A 17,227-nucleotide genomic window follows, 5' to 3' on the forward strand; every position below is an offset into this window, starting at 1 on the left:
ATCACTCGAAGAGGGGAATACGGCACAGCCATTCTGGCCGCTACGCTCCCCCCATGCGCACACTCATGGCGGGACGGTCGGGCGCCGTGACCGCAGGCCTCATCGGCTATCTCTTCTTCGTCGAATTCGTCAGCGGTATCCTGCAGGGCTTCTATGTGCCCCTCATCCCCGACCTCGTCGACTACCTGGGCATCATCGACGCCGACTTCAACGTCTTCGAGGGCGCCCAGTTGCTGCTCTCCGCGCTCGTCGTGCCCGTGCTCGCGAAGCTCGGCGACATGTACGGCCACAAGCGCATCCTGCTCATCTCGACCGTGCTGACGGCGGGCGCGACCTGGTGGCTCGCCTTCGCGGGCGACTTCACGAGCTTCCTCATCGCATGGACCCTGCAGGGCTTCTACGTCGTGTGGCTGCCGCTCGAGGTCGCCCTCATCTTCGACAAGGGGCGCCGCACGGGCCACGCCGCCTCGGCGACGCGCAAGGCGGCCGCCCTGCTCATCGTCGGCCTCGAGGCCGGCGCGATCGCGGGCGCGCTCGGCGGCAGTGCCGTGTTCGGCGCGTTCGGCGGCGAGGAGGAACTCTTCACCTCCATGGTGCCGACCCTCATGGTGCCCGCGATCGCCGTGACGCTCGTGTTCTTCGTGATCCTCTTCGGCGTTCCCGAGTCGGAGCCACTACCGGGGAGGAGCCTCGACTGGGCTGGCTTCTCGATGCTCACGGTCGGCCTCCTGTTGATCACCTCAGGGCTCACCTTCCTCAAGTTCAATGGGCCCGGGACCTGGTGGGTCTGGGCCGTCATCGCGCTCGGTGTGCTCACCTTTGTGCCCTTCACCCGCTTCGAACTCAGGCAGGCCGACCCCGCCATCGACCTCCGGGTGCTCGCGCAGCCCAACATGTGGCCCGTGCAGTTGACGGCATTCCTCATCGGCATCTCGATCCTCGGCGCGCAGGCACCCCTCTCGACCTTCGCCGGCACCGACCCCGGCGAGGTGGGTTTCGGTCTCGGTCTCGCCTCGGGCAGCATCTCGATCCTCATCGGGGTCTACCTGTTGTCGATGATTGTGGGGGCGCTCCTGTTCCCCGTCGCCTCGCGCCTCACCTCCCCGCGCACCGCCCTCATCGGGGCGGCCATGCTCGTGGCGATCGGCTACCTGCTGTTCCTGCCCTTTCACTCGGAGGTCTGGCAGGTGTTCACCAACATGGCGATCGCGGGCATCGGCTCCGGCGTGCTCATGGGTGCCATGCCGGCCGCCGCGGCCGCGGCAGCACCCCGAGGGCAGACGGGTGTGGCATCCGCCCTCACGAATACGACCAAGACGATCGGTGGTTCCTTCGCCTCGTCGGTGTTCGCGATCGTGCTGACGATCGGTGCCGTGCAGGTCGCCGGCTCGACCGCGAGCAGCCTCTTCGGCTACATGGTCGTGTGGTCACTCTGCGGGGGCGGCGCACTCGTCGCCGCGCTGCTGCTCTTCGCGGTGCCCAAGCTCGCATTCGCCGACGAGACAAATGCTGACGAGACGGATGCCGACCCCGACACGGTCGCGGCAGTGACGGCCGCGCAGTAGCCTCAGGCCTTCGGCTCGAGGGGCCCGCGCACGAGTTTGTGCTGAGCCGCCTGCGCGACGGGACGCACGACCGCGAGGTCGATGTTGACGTGCCCCGGCAGGTGCAGCATGTCGGTGATGACCCGGGCAACGTCCTCCGCCGTGAGCGGATGCTCGACCCCCTCATAGAGGCGGTCGGCCGCCTCGCGGTCACCACCGAGCCGCTTGAGGGCGAACTCTTCCGTGCGCACCATGCCGGGGGCGACCTCCAGCACGCGGATCGGCTCGCCCGCGAGTTCGAGCCTGAGGGCACCGACGAGCGCATGGGTGCCGAACTTGGCGGCGTTGTAGCCACCGCCACCCTCGTAGGGCACGAGACCGGCCGTCGAGGTGAGCGTGAGGATGTCGGCGTGGGGGATGTCGGCCTCGCCCGCGGCATCCGTCGCTCCCCGTCGCAGGAGCGGCAGGAGTGCCTCAGTGACCCGCTTGACCGCGAGCACGTTGACGTCGAACATGCGCGCCCAGTCATCAGCCGAGCTCTCCTCGACCGTCGCAGCGCCGAAAGCGCCGCCCGCATTGTTGATGAGCGCGTGCAGCGGGCCGTCGGCCTCGAGCCATTCGCGCAGGGCGTCGACCTCGGACTGCACCGTGAGGTCGGCGACGAAGACGCGGGCTCCCGTCTCCGCGGCGAGCGCCTCCAAGCGCTCCGCTCGGCGAGCGACGCCGACGACATCCCAGCCTCGCGCGACCAGGGCACGCACCGTCGCCGCGCCTATACCCGAACTTGCTCCCGTGACAACGGCTCGTCTCGCATTCACAGGTCCACGGTATCGCCCCGTTCATATGCTGTGGACTATGGAGGGATCTGCGACATCGTCACGCCAGCGAGTGCGCGTGCCACTGTGGGACAACGCGCGCTTCATCGCCGTGACGCTCGTGGTCGTGGGCCACGGAGTTCAGAGGCTGGCGCTCGAGGACGACGTCGCCCTGACGGTCTACCTCTTCATCTACGCCTTCCACATGCCGGCCTTCGCGATCATCAGCGGCTACTTCTCCAAGCCGGGCCCGCCGAACTCACGGCAGATGCAGAAGGTCATCACCGACATCCTCGTGCCGTACCTGATCATGGAGACGATCTGGACGATCGTGAAGGGTCTCGCGAACTGGCCCGACGGCTTCGACCCGAATCCCTCGCAACCGTCGTGGACGCTGTGGTTCCTGCTCGCCCTCGGCTTCTTCCGCCTGATTCTCCCCTACCTCGCACTGCTGCGTTGGCCCCTCGCGTGGGCGCTCCTGCTCTCGCTGGGCGTCGGCTATCTCACAAACGTCGACAGCACCTTCTCCCTCTCGCGCGCGATCGGCATCCTGCCCTTCTTCGTGCTGGGCTGGAAGCTGCACGAGTGGAACATCATCGAGCGCTGGCGGGTTGCCGGCTCGGCACTGTGGTGGCTCCGAGGCGGCGCGGTCGTGACCTTCGCGATCTCCGCGACCGTGCTGTGGGCCAACATCGAGGGTTGGCGCGAGATGAACCTCAAGAACTGGTTCTTCTACGACGACGCCTACGCGCAGCTCGGCGGCACCTTCTGGTGGGCCGGCCTCGTGCGCCTCGCAATCATCATCGTCGCCGTCATCCTCTCGGCGGCCTTCTTCGTGCTCGTGCCCCGCTCGAACACGTGGTTCACCTCGTTCGGGCAGGCGACCATGTACATCTACCTGCTTCACAGCTTCGTGCTCTACCCAATCCGTCAGACCTCCTTCCTGCGCGAGCACGCGACGGTGCCGTGGCTCATCGCCATGATTGCCCTGGGCGTGCTCATCAGCATCGCCCTCGCCTCGGGCCCCGTGCGGCGCATCTTCCGCCCACTGATCGAGCCGAAGCCACGCTGGCTCTTCGCGAAGGGCGAGGAACGCCCGCCAGGGCCGTCCAAGGTCGACCCGACGGGCTCGCTGCGGGTCATCTCGCGCGAGGATCGGCGCCCTCCCTCGCCAAAACCGTGACGGGCGGATGCTGCTGAGCGTTACCGAGTGTGTCGCACCCTTTGACCGCGTCCCCCTCAGTTCCTATGCTCGTCCCGGGGCACCGAGGTGCGGGGCCGCGAATCAAGGAGCAACACAGTGAGCGACGACTGGAAGTTCGAGACCAAGCAGATCCACGCCGGTGCGGCGCCCGATCCTGTCACCAACGCCAGGGCGACCCCGCTCTACCGCACGACGGCCTACGTCTTCAACGACGCCGACCACGCCAAGAACCTCTTCGCGCTCGCCGAGTTCGGCAACATCTACACGCGCATCCAGAACCCGACGCAAGACGTTGTCGAGCAGCGCGTCGCCGCGCTCGAGGGCGGCTCGGCGGCGCTCGCGCTCGCCTCAGGCCAGTCGGCGACCTCGCTCGCGATCCTCAACATCGCGCAGGCGGGCGACCACATCGTCTCGTCGTCGTCGATCTACGGCGGCACCTACAACCTGTTCGAGTACACCCTGCGCAAGCTCGGCATCGAGACGACCTTCGTCGAGAACCAGGATGACCCGAACGAGTGGGCTGCGGCCATCCGGCCCAACACCAAGCTGCTCTTCGGCGAGACGATCGGCAACCCGAAGATCAACATCCTCGACATCGCGGCCGTGGCCCAGGTCGCCCACGACAACGGCCTGCCGCTCATCGTCGACAACACGATAGCGACGCCGTACCTCATCCGTCCCCTCGAGCACGGTGCCGACATCGTCGTGCACTCGGCGACCAAGTTCCTCGGCGGTCACGGCACGGCGCTCGGCGGCGTCATCGTCGACGGCGGACGCTTCAAGTGGTCGCAGAACGTCGAGAAGTTCCCGGGTCTCACGGAGCCCGACCCCAGCTACCACGGCGCGAGCTACACGACCGCGGTGGGCGACGAGATCGCCTTCATCATCAAGGCTCGCGTGCAGCTGCTGCGCGACCTCGGCCCGGCCATCTCGCCCGACAACGCATGGGGCCTCATCCAGGGCATCGAGACCCTCAGCCTGCGCATCGAGCGTCACGTGCAGAACGCCCAGGAGGTCGCCGAGTGGCTCGACAACCACCCGGACGTCGACACGGTCTACTACGCGGGCCTGCCGACGAGCCCCTGGTACGCGACCGCCAACAAGTACGCCCCCAAGGGCGTCGGCGCCGTGCTCTCCTTCGAGCTCAAGGGAGGTGTGGATGCCGGCCGCGCCTTCGTCAACGGGCTCTCGCTCTTCAGCCACGTCGCCAACATCGGTGACGTGCGCAGCCTCGTCATCCACCCCGCCTCGACGACGCACTCGCAGCTGACCCCCGAGCAGCAGCTCACGGCGGGCGTCACGCCCGGCCTCGTGCGCCTCTCGGTCGGCCTCGAGAGCATCGAAGACATCAAGACCGACCTCACGGCCGGTCTCGACGCCGCACGCACGGTCGCGGAGGCTGCTCGCAACAGCTGAGCCGTCGACACCGCAAGGGGCCCGCGTAACAGGACGCGGGCCCCCTCGTGTTTCGGGGATACTTGGGCGTGACATGGACTGGCAGACACCGGAAGACAGCGTTCCGTCGAGCTTCATCACCGAGGCCAACAATCGGGCGCTGATCGGCAAGCCGCCCGCAAGCGGCGCATGGCGCGAGGGTGACCCCGCCGGGCACCGACGTTTCGCGAATCTCGGCCCCCTGCGACTCGAGCGCGGCGGCCACATCCCGAACGTGCGGATGGCATTTGAGACGTGGGGCGAGCTCAACGACGACGCCTCGAACGCGATCCTCGTGCTGCACGCCCTCACGGGAGACAGCCATGTCGTCGGCCCGCCCACTCTCGGGCATCCGACGACCGGATGGTGGTCTGGAATCGTCGGCCCCGGTCGCTACCTCGACACCGAGCGCTGGTTCATCGTCGCCCCCAACATGCTCGGCGGCTGCCAGGGAACGACCGGGCCAGCCTCGCACACGACCGAGGGCATCGAGTGGGGCCCGCGGTTTCCCTACCTGACGATTCGCGACCAGGTCGCCGCGCAGGTGGCCTTCAGCGACTCGCTCGGCATCGGCCGTTGGGCTGCCGTCGTCGGCGGCTCGATGGGAGGCATGCACGCGATCGAATGGGCCGTCGGGCATCCCGAGCGTCTTGAACGGGTCGCCGTGCTCGCCGCTCCGGCGCTCAGCAGCGCCGACCAGATCGCGCTCAACTCGGTGCAGATCGAGGCGATCCGCATGGACCCCGCATTCCGCGGTGGCGACTACTACGACGCCGCCGACGGAGACGGGCCCTATCGCGGCTTGGCGCTCGCCCGGCGGATGGCGCTGCTCAACTACCGCTCGCCCGACGAGCTCAACGCCCGCTTCCAGCGCAGTTGGCAGAGCGATATCAGCCCCCTCGGCGACCAGGGCCGCTTCGCCGTCGAGAGCTACCTCGACTTCCACGGCAACAAGTTCACGCGTCGCTTCGACGCCAACTCCTACATCACGCTCGTCGAGGCCATGAACTCGCACGACATCGGACGCGACCGTGGCGGCGTCGAGGCCGCGCTCGCCCGGGCGACGGCCAAGGCCCTCGTGCTCGGCATCGACACCGATCGTCTCTTCCCCGTGCCCGACCAGCAGGAGATCGCGCGCGGGCTTGCGGGCAACATCGATGGCGACGACGCGATCGTGATCTCCTCGAGCTTCGGGCACGATGGCTTCCTGATCGAGGACGACCTCGTCGGGCCGCACCTGCGGAGGCTGCTCGCGTCATGAGCCAGGCGCACGGGGTCGGCGACATGGGAGTGACTCCCGTGGCGAGCATCCGTGTCGGCGTCGTGGATGACCACCGCCTCGTGCTCGATGGCGTGAGCGCACACCTGCGCTTCAGCCACCCCGACCTGCAGGTGGTCGCGACCGAGACGACCTGGGTCGGCCTGCTGCAGCATCCGGACTTTCCCGTCGACGTCGCCGTGCTTGACCTGAGCCTCGGCGATGACATCCCCGTCGAGACCAAGATCCGCACCCTAGCGACGGCCGGCACCCGCACGGTCGTCATGAGCCGACACGCCGACGCGATCTCGGTGCAGTCCGCACTCCAGGCGGGCGCCTACGGCTTCGTTCCCAAGGCGGATGACGCGACCGAACTCGTGCAGGCGATCCGCGCCGCCGCCGCGGGGATGCCCTACCGGCCCAACTCGATCGGTCTCGACGTCGACTCATTCAACCGCACGACGCCCGGTCTCGGACGGCAGGAGCTGCGGGCGCTCATGCTCTTCGCGACGGGACGTCCCGTGCGCGAGGTCGCCGAGGTGATGGAGACAACCGAGGAGACCGTCAAGTCGTACCTCAAGCGTGCGCGCCGCAAGTACCGCGCCGCTGGGGTCGACCTCGGCACCAAGGCGCTCCTGCGTCGGCACGCCGTGCGCGAGGGCTGGATCGGCCCCGAGTAGCGCGGTTCCGCCACGCCCACCGGGAGTGTTGCGCCCCTCAAGGGGGTGTGCCTGTGTGACGATTGCTTTCGTGGACGCCCTTGCCCGAGAACGCGATCGCCTGCTGCAGCGGTCGGCTCGGATGCTTGGGGCCGGTTCAACCCTCGTGGCCTTCGCCTGCTTCCTGGTGCCCGGCGTGCTCGAGCCTGACCTGCTGATCGCGGTCATTCCCCTCTTCATCGTGCTCTTCGTGATCCACCTCCTGGTCGGCACGTCGAAGTCGCTCCTCCTCGTAATCGGCGGCCTCGTGGCGGGCCTCGCGATCCTCGCGGTCGTGCAGGTGCCCGCCGAGGAGGAGACGAGTGCGGCCATCCGCGGGGCCATGGCGCCCCTCGCCGCGGCGGGCCTCGCCTCGTTCGCCATGGTGCTCGTGACGGAGCGCATCCGGGCGATCGTGCTTGGCCTCGGCTTCGCGGCCACGCTCGCGCTCATGGTCATGGCGGCCCCCGCACCCGACGCCGCGGCCCGCGCGGTCATCCTCGTCGTGTTCGGCTGGGCGCTCGTGATCGTCTTCGCCTACTGGCTCAACGCGGCGGTGCCGAGGGCGGCGCGGCGCATCAACAGCATCGGGCGTGCACACCGGGCCGAGCGGAGGGCGAGCGAGACCGAGGCACAACGACGCCAGGGCGCTCGCCTGCTCCACGACACCGTGCTCGCGACCCTCACGCTCCTCGCGCACGCGGGGGTCGGAGTCTCGACGGACTCGATGCGGCAGCAGGCCGCCGACGACGCCCGCCTGCTGCGCCAGCTGCGGCTCGGTGTAGCGGGATCGCACGCGGTGCCGGTCGTGCACAGCAACGAGCCGGTCTCCGAGACACCGCTCGGCACGACGCTCGAGTCGGTCAAGCAGCGCTTCGGCCGCATGGGACTCGAGGTCTCCTGGCACGGCACCGGCCACGTGCTGCTTCCGAGCGAGGTGCTCGATGCCTTCCTCCTCGCACTCTCCGAGTGCCTCGAGAACGTGCGGCGCCACGCGGGCGTCGCGAACGCCCACGTGACGATCACCGATGACGAGACCACCGTGCGGGCCATGGTGACCGACCAGGGTGTCGGCTTCGCACTCGACGAGGTGGGCGAGAGCAGCCTCGGCTACAAGGAGTCGATCGTCGGCAGGCTCAAGGAGGTCGGAGGCAACGCCCGCGTCTTCTCTTCGCCCGGCGCAGGCACGACCGTCGTGCTGGAGGTGCCGCGCGTATGAGCTACGGAGACCTCGGAGAGAACACGCTCGGCGTGATCTTCGGCAAGCGCCGCGGACAGCCGGGCGCCCCCACGCGTGCCGCGCGCCAGGCGAGAGCCGCGGGGGCGAGCCTCGGCACGGGCTACCTCGGCGTCGGCACGGGTGTGCTTGCCGGACTCATCGTGCTCTACGGGCTCACGCTCCTCATCTGGAACTGGGAGCTCTACCCCGACACGCTTCCCGTCACGCTCGCCTGGTTGCTGCTGCTCGCAATGCTCGCCGGTGTCGCCGTCTCAATCGCCACGCGAGGCGAGAACATGCCCGACTGGCTCTTCGTCCTCGTGGTCCTGGCCGTCTTCGCCGTCATTGCCCTCGACCTCGTCGCGGTGTGGCCGGTCGGCAACACCGCCGCGCTCGGCACCGCCTCGCTCTGCGCCTCGACGGGGCTGCTCGTCTCCGTCACGCTGCGTCGCACCTGGGAGGTCGTCGGTGCCACGATCCTGGTCGCCGCCGTGCTCATCTGGGGCATCTCGGCCAGCTCCCCCGTCACGACCACGACGATCCCCGCCCAGCTCACCTTCGTGGCCCTCGCCGTGCTTCCCACCCTCTTCGGCGTGTACATCGTGCGTCGATTCCGCCGCCTTGTGCAGACCGAGCTCGACCGGGTGCTCGTGCAGAGCACGGTATCAGCGCCCCGATTCGCGGTCGGCATGCTCGCATCCGAAGAACTCGCCCGCCTCGACCTCGCAGCCGAGGAACTGCTCGACTCGGTTGCCACCGGGCGCCTCTCGCTTCCGCTCGAGCCGACCATGGCGTCTCGAGCGGCATCCCTCGCCACCGAACTGCGCCTTCACCTCATCGAGGGCCGCCGCGAGACGTGGCTCTATCACGCCATCACGGAGTCCGAGACGCTCGGTCGCTCGGTCACGCTCGTCGATCGCAGCAGCCTGGCGGGGCTCCTCGACCGGCGCCAGCGCGACGGCCTGCTCTCCGCTGTCTGGCTGCTCGTGAGCGACCGTGAGAACAAGCCCGTCACGGTGCAGTTGACGGTCGGCCCCGCCGAGGGAACCCAGCGCGTCGACCGGATGGTGGGCGTTCCCATCTCGATCGTGACGACGGGGATGCCACGCAACCGCGTCGATCCAGCTACCTGGGAGGCCATCGGCAAGGTCGGGCGCTACACGGATTCGACCCAGGACTCGAGCCTGCGTGTCGAAATCCAATGCCTCGTGGATAATCCGGCTGACCAGTAGCATTCAATGGCGAAGACGAAATAAGGGGAATCACGTGTCTATTGCTTCAGATCCACTACGACTCGCGATCGTTGATGACCACAAGATGCTTCTGGGGGCGCTGACCGAGTGGGTTCGCTCGGCCGCTCCCGACATCAACCTTGTCGCCGCCGTCTCCAGCTGGCCAGAGCTCCTGACGCACCCGCAGTTCCCCGTCGACGTCGTGCTCCTCGACCTCGACCTCAAGGACAACCTGCCCATCTCACTCAAGATCTCGACGCTCAAGACGACGGGCGTCAAGACCGTGCTCATGAGCACCTACTCCGAGCCGAACGTCGTGCGCGAGGCGCTCGCTGCCGGCGCGCTCGGCTACCTCGTCAAGACGGAGGATGCCTCGATGATCGTCGAGGCGATCCGGGCCGCAGCCAATGACGAATCCTTCATCTCGGCCGAACTCGACCTCGCCATCAACCAGACCGAGGTCGGCGGATCACCCAAGCTGAGCGCACAGGAGCGCCGCGTCATGGCGCTCTACGGTGGTGGTGAGCCCGTCAAGGCGGTCGCCTACCAGCTCGGCATCTCGGAGGAGACGGCCAAGTCGTACCTCAAGCGCATTCGTGAGAAGTACCGCATCGCCGGCATCGACGTCGGCACCAAGGTGGCCCTGCGGAAGCGCGCGATCGCCGACGGCATCCTGCTCCGCGGTGAGGGACCCCACGACTTCTAGTTCGCAGGCCGGTCAACGTCGCCGAGCACGGGGCGTGCGGAGCATCGCCCGCACGGCCCAGCCCAGCAGCACGAAGAGCAGCAGGTTGCGCAGCGTCAGCACCGTGAGCATGGCGGGCTCGAGGGCGAGCAGGTAGCCGTAGAGCACGGGGTAGACGATCTGCGTCAGCAGCGCGATCACGAGCACGAGCACGGCAGGCATCCGGAAGGCCGCCGCGCCATTCGGTTTCGCGACCAGGCCGATGATGACGGCCGCCGAGAGCCAGGTGATGAACTGTGGCGATCCGACCTTGTTGACGGCGATCATCGCGGTCACGAGGGCGAGCACGAAGGGCGGGAGGAGCGCCTCCGGCCTCACCCCTCGGCCCAGGAGCCAGAGCGCAAGGCCGACGATCGCGGCGGCGACCAGCGCAAGGAGGGGCGTCATGATGGCGGCGACCACCTCGACGTGCGGCCCGAAGACCTGGTAGGTCAGGATCTCCTCGTCGTAGTAGAGGCCGGATGCCTCATCCCCCAACGCTCCCAGCAAGAGCCACGGGGCACTCGCGGGCGCCTCGATCTGCAGGCCGCGGCCGGTCTGGGTCGTGATGAAGCTGAAGAGGGGCGCCCCACCCCCGAGCACAACGGCCGTGATCATGACGATCGCGCTCGTCGCCAGCACGCCCAGCAGGATGTGGAACCGCTCGCGCAGCGCGATGAGGGCGGCGCCGATGATGGCGGCCGGCCAGACCTTCATCCAGGTCGCTGCGGCGAGCAGTGCCCCCGCCACGACGGGACGACGCGCGAACAACACTGCCGCGATCACGACGAGCGGCACGGTGACCGAGTCGATGCGGCCGAGGGCGATCGGCCCGACCGCGACCAGGTACGCTGTCCACCACCAGCCGGCCGCGAGACCACGCGCGCGGCCCCGCCATCCGGTCACGAATGCGAGCGCGAGGCAGTTCAGCAGCACCATGAGCGCGAGCCACACGAGTGCGTAGTGGCTGCCGCCCACGGCGGCGACCGTCATGGGGAGCAGTGCGAGCACGGGATAGACCCACGAGGTGTCGATGCCGACCCACGGCCCTCCCTCGAGGCCGAGTTCGACCCACCAGGCGTAGAGGTACACATCGCCGATCGGGTGCCCGGGACCCGTATACGCCAGCCAGCCGATCCAGACATTCGCGGCGAGGAAGGCGCACCACAGCCAGGTGCGCGAGGCGCCGACGCGCTGCCTCACGCGAGGAGCCCGGCGACCGCAGCCGGGATCGCGGCAATGAGCGCCCGCACGGTGAAGGGCCCGCCCGCAGACGCCCGGCTTGCGGCCTCAGCGTGGATGACGGATGCCGAGGCGGCCAGGCGGGCGAGCATCCGGTCATCGTCGCTCAGTTCGCTGGCGTGGGTCGCGACGAGCGCGCCGAGGATCCCCGCCAGCACGTCGCCCGTGCCAGCGGTGGCGAGCCACGGGCTCGCGGGTGGACACGCGATGAGTTCACCCCCGGGCGTCGCCACGAGGGTGCTGTTGCCCTTGAGGAGCACGACCGAGCCGAGAGATGCCGCCGCCTCGCTCGCCGCGCGGGCGGGGTGCTCGGCGACCCACTCGGTGTCCACGTCCATGAGTCTCGCGAGTTCCCGGTGGTGCGGCGTCAGCACGGCGGGGCCGGCGACCTCATGCACGAGCGAGAGGGCACCCGCGTCGAGCACGGCGGGCACCGCATCCGTCACGACGTCGTCCCAGTGCGAACTGCGGTCTTCACCGGCACCCGAGCCTGCGAGCCAGGCCTGCACGCGCCCCGGCTGCGTGACGACCTCGGGGCACGCCTGCAACACGAGCGCCGTGGGTCGCTCGGGGCCCAGGTAGCGCACCATGCCGACCCCCGTGGCAAGGGCAGCGTCGACGCCGAGCACGGCGGCGCCGGGATAGGTGTCGGAGCCCGTCGCAATGCCGAGGACCCCGCGGGTGTACTTGTCGTCGCTCGCGGTGGGCGTCGTGATCATGGCCGCCGTGTCTCTCCGGGTCCACTCGACGGGTGCGCGCATACGTCCACGATAGTTTGGTGAAGTGACCGATACCGCGCCCTCACTCTTCGCTCCGCTCAACCTCCGATCCGTGCAGTTGCGCAACCGCCTCTGGGTGTCACCCCTCTGCCAGTACTCGGTCGATGCCGAGGACGGCGTGCCCACGGACTGGCACCTCGTGCACCTGGGCTCCTTCGCCCGGGGCGGCGCAGGCCTCGTCATGACGGAGGCGACGGGGGTCAGCCCCGAGGGCCGCATCTCGGCCGAGGACACCGGCATCTACAACGAGGAACAGGCGGAGGCCTGGCGCCGCATCGTCGACTTCATCCACAGACAGGGCTCGGCGGCGGGCATCCAGCTCGCCCACGCCGGCCGCAAGGGCTCGATGTGGCGCGAGTGGGGGCCGCGCGGCGGCATCACGAGACCGCAGGATGCCGGTGGCTGGCAGACCGTCGCTCCGAGCGCGATCCCCTTCGGCGACTATGCCGCTCCCGTCGCGCTCGACGAAGCCGGCATCCAGGGCGTCATCCAGGACTTCGCCTCCGCGGCGGAGCGTTCCGTGCGGGCGGGTTTCGACGTCATCGAGATCCACGCCGCCCACGGCTACCTGCTGCACCAGTTCCTCTCGCCGCTCAGCAACACGCGTGACGACGAGTGGGGTGGCTCGCTCGAGAATCGCGCGGCCCTGCTCCTGCGGGTGACGGATGCCGTGCGCTCGGTCATCGGCGACGACCGCGCGCTCTTCGTGCGCTTCTCCGCCACCGACTGGGCGCCAGCCGAGGCGGGCCCATCGTGGGACCCGGAGCAGATGGCGGTCGTCGGCGGTTGGCTGGCCGACCGCGGCGTCGACCTCTTCGACGTGTCGAGCGGGGGCCTCATCCCGAACGCGAAGATCGCGGTCGGTCCGGGCTACCAGGTCGGTTTCGCCGAGGCGCTCAGGCGTGCGACCGGCTCAGCCGTGAGCGCGGTCGGCCTCATCACGACGGCCGAGCAGGCGGATGCTGTCGTGCGGGAAGGCCGTGCCGATGCGGTCATGATGGGCCGCAAGCTCATGCGCGACCCGAACTTCCCCACCCGCGCGGCGGTCGAACTCGGGCTGGAACCCGGGTCTTGGCCGGCGGCATACCGTCGCGCGCTCACGCCGATCGAACGCTGGTGACTCCGCTCCGCTAGAGCCGTCGGGTCGCGTCCTGCACCTCGCCGACCAGCTCCTCGATGATGTCCTCGAGGAAGAGCACACCCTTCGTGGCGCCCTCCGCGTCGAAGACGCGTGCGATGTGCACGCCGGAGCGGCGCATGGTCGCGAGGGCGTCCTCCAGGTCGGTGTCCTCGAACACCGAGATGAGGTGCCGGATGCGCTTGGGCGGCACGGGTTCCGTGAATTCGCCGTCCTCGTCGAGGTCGATCACGTCCTTCAGGTGCAGGTAGCCGCTCGGTTCGCCTTCATCGTCCACGAGCACGTAGCGCGAGAACCCGTGCTGTGCGACCGCGCGCTCGACCTCGGCAGGCGTCGCCGCCTCCGACACCGAGACGAGCGTGTCGAGCCCGACGGCGATATCGCGCGCCTTCTTCGAGGTGAACTCGAAGGCATTCGACAGCGCACCGGTCGTATCTGTCAGCACGCCCTCGCGGGTCGAGTGGGCCACGATATTGGCGACCTCGTCGAAGGTGAAGGAGCTCGTCGCCTCGTTCTTCGGCTCGACGCCGAAGAGCCGCAGCACCCCGTTTGCGATCGAGTTGAGCGCCCAGATGAGGTGCTTGAAGACGCGGGACACCCACACGAGTGGTGGCGCGAGGATGAGGGCCATGCGATCCGGTAGCGAGAACGACAGGTTCTTCGGAACCATCTCGCCCAGCACGACGTGGAGGAACGAGACGATCACGAGGGCGATGATGAACGCGACCGTGCTGATGATCTCAGGGGCCCAGCCCGTGAGGCCGAGCGGCACCTCGAGTAGGTGATGGATCGCCGGCTCCGAGACGTTCAGGATCAGGAGCGAGCACACCGTGATGCCCAACTGGCTCGTCGCCAGCATGAGGGTCGCGTGCTCCATTGCGTAGAGCGTCGTCTTTGCCGCGCGCGAACCCGCTTCGGCCTTGGGCTCGATCTGCGAGCGACGGGCAGAGATGACGGCGAACTCGGCGCCGACGAAGAAGGCGTTCGCGCCGAGCAGCACGACAAGCCACACGATGCCCCAGACGTCGCTCATCGCTCCTCCTCCACGATCTGCTCCGCACGCGGCGTGAAGCGGATGCGGTCGATGCGTCGACCGTCCATCCGCTCGACCCGGAATTCACCGGCGTCGATCGCGACCGTGTCGCCCACCTTGGGCAGCCGACCCAGTTCGCTCATGAGGAAGCCTGCGACGGTCTCGTAGGGGCCATCCTCGGGCACCGTGACATCCGCCCGCTCAAGGAGCTCATCCGGCCGGAGCATTCCGGGGAAGGTCAGCCAGTTGCGGGAACGCACGACACCAGCGCGCGTGCGGTCGTGCTCATCGGAGACCTCGCCGACCAGCTCCTCCACAAGGTCCTCGAGCGTCACGACGCCCGCGGTGCCGCCGTACTCATCGAGCACCACCGCCATCTGGTAGCCGTGCTGGCGCAGCTCCTCGAGCAGCGAGTCGAGCCGCATGGTCTCGGGCACGCGCAGCGCGTCGCTCTGGAGTGCGGAGGCCGGAACATCCGCTCGCTTCTCCCGCGGCACGGCCACCGCCTGCTTGACGTGCACGATGCCGACGACGTCATCGATGCCGTCATCGACGACGGGGAATCGGGAGAAGCCGGTGCTCTTGGCAAGGTCGAGCACGACCTGGGCCGAGTCGCCACGTTCGACGCTCGAGACTCGGGGCCGCGGCGTCATGACATCGGCCGCGACATGCTCGTTGAAGGCGAGGGTGCGCGCGAGGAGTGTCGCCGTGTCGACCTCAAGGGTTCCCGCCATGGCGGAGCGGCGCAGGAGCGAGGTCAGCTCCTCTGCCGTGCGTGCCGACGACAGCTCTTCCTTCGGCTCAATGCCGACGCTTCGCAGAATGACGTTGGCGGAGTTGTTGAGCAGCGCGACGGCCGGCTTGAAGACCCATGTGAAGGCGAGCTGGAACGGCACCACGACCTTGGCGGTGCCGAGCGGCAGCGCGAGGGCGAAGTTCTTCGGCACGAGCTCGCCGATGATCATGGAGAGCAGCGTCGCGATCGTGACCGCGACGATGGCGGCGACTCCGCGTTCGACCGCCTCGGGAAGGCCGAAGACCGACAGCGGCCCCGCGAGGAGCGCGCTGAAGGCGGGCTCGAGCGTGTAGCCCGTCAGGAGCGTCGTGAGCGTGATGCCCAGTTGAGCGCTGGAGAGGTGCGTCGAGGTGCGCCGCAGTGCGGCGATCGTCATGGTGAGTCGGGACTCGCCCCTGGCCTGCCGAGCCTCGAGTTCCTGGCGATCGAGGTTGACAAGGGCGAACTCGGATGCCACGAACAGGCCGGTGCCGATCGTGAGCACGATGCCGATGGCGAGCAGGATCAGCTCGTGCACTGGGCCACCGACGAATAACTAGAGGGAGGGTCGTCCATTTGCGCCAACTATAGCCGACCCCACCGACGCTTCTTCTGCGAGTCGGCTACCAGCTGACCGGCAGCGCCTTGCCCTCCTCGTAGCCGGCAGCCGACTGGATGCCGACGAGCGCCCGGTCGTGGAACTCCGCGAGCGTTCGCGCGCCGGCATAGGTGAAGGAGCTGCGCACCCCCGAGGTGATCATGTCGAGGAGGTCCTCGACCGAGGGCCGAAGCGGGTCGAGGTAGATGCGCGAGCTCGAGATGCCCTCCGCGAACAGCTCGCGACGTGCGAGCTCGTAGGGGCTCAGGCGGTTGAAGCGCGCCTGCACGGCCTTGGTCGAGGCCATGCCCCAGCTCTCCTTGTAGAGGCGACCTTCGGCATCCGTCTGCAGGCGACCCGGTGCCTCGATCGTGCCGGCGAACCAGGAGCCGATCATGACGGATGCCGCACCCGCCGCCAGCGCGAGGGCGACGTCGCGCGGGTACCGCACTCCCCCGTCTGCCCAGACGTGGGCGCCCAGCTCGGCCGCGACCTCGGCCGTCTCGAGCACCGCGGAGAACTGCGGGCGCCCCACGGCGGTCATCATGCGGGTCGTGCACATGGCCCCGGGGCCGACGCCCACCTTGAGAATGCTCGCGCCGGCCGAGACGAGGTCACGCACGGCGTTCGCCGTCACGACGTTGCCGGCGACGAGCGGCAGGCCGAGGTCAAGCGCCGCGACCCGTTCCACCGCTCCGACCATGCCCTCCTGGTGGCCGTGGGCCGTATCGAGCACGAGCACGTCGACGCCGGCGTCCGCGAGGGCCCTGGCCTTCGCCTCGATGTCCCCATTGATGCCGACGGCTGCCGCCACGCGCAGGCGGCCATCGCCGTCGACGGCGGGACGGTAGAGGGTGCCACGAAGGGCACTGCGCCGGCTGAGCGTGCCGACGACTTTGCCGTGGCGCATGACGGGGGCGAAGTCGAGCTCGGCCTCGACCATGAGGTCGAACGCGGCCCGCGGCTCGTCGACATCATCGACGTCGATCGAGGGAAGCTCGCCGCGCAGCAGGTCGCCGAGACGGGCATCCGGCAGGGCCGTCGCGAGCCTGGCGGCAGGGAGACATCCGAGATACTCACCGTCACCATCGCGCACGATGATGCCGTGGCCCTCGACGGGCGGCACGAGTTCGAGCGCGTGGTCGACGGTCTCGTCGGCCGAGAGGTCGAGCGGGGTGTCGTAGCCGGGCGCCTGGTCCTTGACCCAGCGGATGGCGGCGTCCAGTTCCTGCAGCGGAAGGTCCTGCGGCAGCACCCCGAGACCACCCCTCCGAGCGAGCGTGGCGGCGAGGCGCGCACCCGTGACCGAGTTCATGTTCGACGACACGATCGGCAGGGTTGCGCCCGAGCCGTCGGTCGGATCGAGCGAGACATCCAGCCTGCTGTCGACGCCGGATCGACTCGGCACGAGGAAGACGTCGGAGTAGGTGAGGTCATGGCGTGGGGACGCCTCGTAAAACTTCATGTTTTTAAGGGTAGCCCCGACCCCGACTCGGCGGCAGCGTCCAGCCGGAGGGATTACGCTTGTTGTCTG

General features: G+C 68.7%; 15 protein-coding genes. 9 read left to right on the top strand and 6 right to left on the bottom strand.

Annotated elements, in window-relative coordinates:
- Positions 1 to 53: 53 nt before the first annotated feature.
- Positions 54 to 1,565 carry an MFS transporter gene (locus ACIQK7_RS00940; protein WP_403020305.1) on the top strand — a complete coding sequence of 504 codons (1,512 nt, stop codon included), beginning with the start codon at positions 54 to 56 and terminating at the stop codon, positions 1,563 to 1,565.
- A gap of 2 nt (positions 1,566 to 1,567) precedes the next feature.
- Here the strand turns inward: ACIQK7_RS00940 and ACIQK7_RS00945 are convergent, their stop codons facing one another.
- Positions 1,568 to 2,362, bottom strand: coding sequence for an SDR family oxidoreductase (locus tag ACIQK7_RS00945; RefSeq protein ID WP_403020307.1), 795 nt, complete (start codon positions 2,360 to 2,362; stop codon positions 1,568 to 1,570).
- 76 nt (positions 2,363 to 2,438) lie between these two features.
- Between ACIQK7_RS00945 and ACIQK7_RS00950 the strand changes: the two genes are divergently transcribed.
- The 7 genes from ACIQK7_RS00950 to ACIQK7_RS00980 all read left to right on the top strand — a co-directional run bounded on the left by ACIQK7_RS00950 (position 2,439) and on the right by ACIQK7_RS00980 (position 10,110).
- Positions 2,439 to 3,542, top strand: coding sequence for an acyltransferase family protein (locus ACIQK7_RS00950; protein WP_403020310.1), 1,104 nt, complete (start codon positions 2,439 to 2,441; stop codon positions 3,540 to 3,542).
- Between the two features lie 117 nt (positions 3,543 to 3,659).
- Positions 3,660 to 4,979 carry a bifunctional o-acetylhomoserine/o-acetylserine sulfhydrylase gene (locus tag ACIQK7_RS00955; RefSeq protein ID WP_325209070.1) on the top strand — a complete coding sequence of 440 codons (1,320 nt, stop codon included), beginning with the start codon at positions 3,660 to 3,662 and terminating at the stop codon, positions 4,977 to 4,979.
- Between the two features lie 73 nt (positions 4,980 to 5,052).
- Entirely contained in the window at positions 5,053 to 6,258 is a 1,206-nt protein-coding gene (locus ACIQK7_RS00960) for a homoserine O-acetyltransferase (RefSeq protein WP_403020313.1), read from the top strand.
- The gene (locus ACIQK7_RS00965) at positions 6,255 to 6,935 is read left to right on the top strand and encodes a response regulator (RefSeq protein ID WP_403020315.1); all 681 of its coding nucleotides are present in this window, start codon (positions 6,255 to 6,257) and stop codon (positions 6,933 to 6,935) included. The genes ACIQK7_RS00960 and ACIQK7_RS00965 overlap by 4 nt, the downstream gene beginning before the upstream one ends.
- A 70-nt stretch (positions 6,936 to 7,005) precedes the next feature.
- Positions 7,006 to 8,172 (top strand): sensor histidine kinase, encoded by a 1,167-nt coding sequence (locus tag ACIQK7_RS00970; RefSeq protein WP_403020317.1) that lies wholly within the window; start codon positions 7,006 to 7,008, stop codon positions 8,170 to 8,172.
- Entirely contained in the window at positions 8,169 to 9,404 is a 1,236-nt protein-coding gene (locus ACIQK7_RS00975) for a hypothetical protein (RefSeq protein ID WP_403020320.1), read from the top strand. The genes ACIQK7_RS00970 and ACIQK7_RS00975 overlap by 4 nt, the downstream gene beginning before the upstream one ends.
- Before the next feature lie 34 nt (positions 9,405 to 9,438).
- Positions 9,439 to 10,110, top strand: coding sequence for a response regulator (locus ACIQK7_RS00980; RefSeq protein ID WP_403020323.1), 672 nt, complete (start codon positions 9,439 to 9,441; stop codon positions 10,108 to 10,110).
- 12 nt (positions 10,111 to 10,122) lie between these two features.
- Here the strand turns inward: ACIQK7_RS00980 and ACIQK7_RS00985 are convergent, their stop codons facing one another.
- Together ACIQK7_RS00985 and ACIQK7_RS00990 are read right to left on the bottom strand one after the other, a co-directional pair.
- Positions 10,123 to 11,331, bottom strand: a complete 1,209-nt coding sequence (locus ACIQK7_RS00985; protein ID WP_403020326.1) for a glycosyltransferase 87 family protein — start codon at positions 11,329 to 11,331, stop codon at positions 10,123 to 10,125.
- Positions 11,328 to 12,131 (bottom strand): NAD(P)H-hydrate dehydratase, encoded by an 804-nt coding sequence (locus tag ACIQK7_RS00990; protein WP_403020329.1) that lies wholly within the window; start codon positions 12,129 to 12,131, stop codon positions 11,328 to 11,330. The genes ACIQK7_RS00985 and ACIQK7_RS00990 overlap by 4 nt, the downstream gene beginning before the upstream one ends.
- A gap of 22 nt (positions 12,132 to 12,153) precedes the next feature.
- Here ACIQK7_RS00990 and ACIQK7_RS00995 point away from each other — a divergent pair, with 22 nt between their 5' ends.
- On the top strand, positions 12,154 to 13,269 hold the full coding sequence (locus tag ACIQK7_RS00995; protein ID WP_403020332.1) for an NADH:flavin oxidoreductase/NADH oxidase: 1,116 nt from the start codon (positions 12,154 to 12,156) through the stop codon (positions 13,267 to 13,269).
- Between the two features lie 10 nt (positions 13,270 to 13,279).
- On the opposite strand, the gene ACIQK7_RS01000 is transcribed toward ACIQK7_RS00995, so the two are convergent.
- The 3 genes from ACIQK7_RS01000 to ACIQK7_RS01010 form a co-directional block, all read right to left on the bottom strand.
- Positions 13,280 to 14,320, bottom strand: a complete 1,041-nt coding sequence (locus ACIQK7_RS01000; protein WP_403020335.1) for a hemolysin family protein — start codon at positions 14,318 to 14,320, stop codon at positions 13,280 to 13,282.
- Positions 14,317 to 15,633 (bottom strand): hemolysin family protein, encoded by a 1,317-nt coding sequence (locus ACIQK7_RS01005; RefSeq protein WP_403020338.1) that lies wholly within the window; start codon positions 15,631 to 15,633, stop codon positions 14,317 to 14,319. The genes ACIQK7_RS01000 and ACIQK7_RS01005 overlap by 4 nt, the downstream gene beginning before the upstream one ends.
- A gap of 85 nt (positions 15,634 to 15,718) precedes the next feature.
- Entirely contained in the window at positions 15,719 to 17,158 is a 1,440-nt protein-coding gene (locus ACIQK7_RS01010; protein ID WP_403020340.1) for a GuaB1 family IMP dehydrogenase-related protein, read from the bottom strand.
- Positions 17,159 to 17,227: the final 69 nt, after the last annotated feature.

Origin of the sequence: Salinibacterium sp. GXW1014, assembly GCF_044769865.1 — a bacterium.
Classification (GTDB): domain Bacteria; phylum Actinomycetota; class Actinomycetes; order Actinomycetales; family Microbacteriaceae; genus Homoserinimonas.

Bases quoted from the DNA above. Each gene is read 5' to 3' on its own strand.
- ACIQK7_RS00960 (WP_403020313.1), top strand. From the start codon at position 5,053: ATGGACTGGCAGACACCGGAAGACAGCGTTCCGTCGAGCTTCATCACC.
- ACIQK7_RS00965 (WP_403020315.1), top strand. From the start codon at position 6,255: ATGAGCCAGGCGCACGGGGTCGGCGACATGGGAGTGACTCCCGTGGCG.
- ACIQK7_RS00975 (WP_403020320.1), top strand. From the start codon at position 8,169: ATGAGCTACGGAGACCTCGGAGAGAACACGCTCGGCGTGATCTTCGGC.
- ACIQK7_RS01000 (WP_403020335.1), bottom strand. From the start codon at position 14,320: ATGAGCGACGTCTGGGGCATCGTGTGGCTTGTCGTGCTGCTCGGCGCG.
- ACIQK7_RS00990 (WP_403020329.1), bottom strand. From the start codon at position 12,131: ATGCGCGCACCCGTCGAGTGGACCCGGAGAGACACGGCGGCCATGATC.
- ACIQK7_RS01010 (WP_403020340.1), bottom strand. From the start codon at position 17,158: ATGAAGTTTTACGAGGCGTCCCCACGCCATGACCTCACCTACTCCGAC.
- ACIQK7_RS00940 (WP_403020305.1), top strand. From the start codon at position 54: ATGCGCACACTCATGGCGGGACGGTCGGGCGCCGTGACCGCAGGCCTC.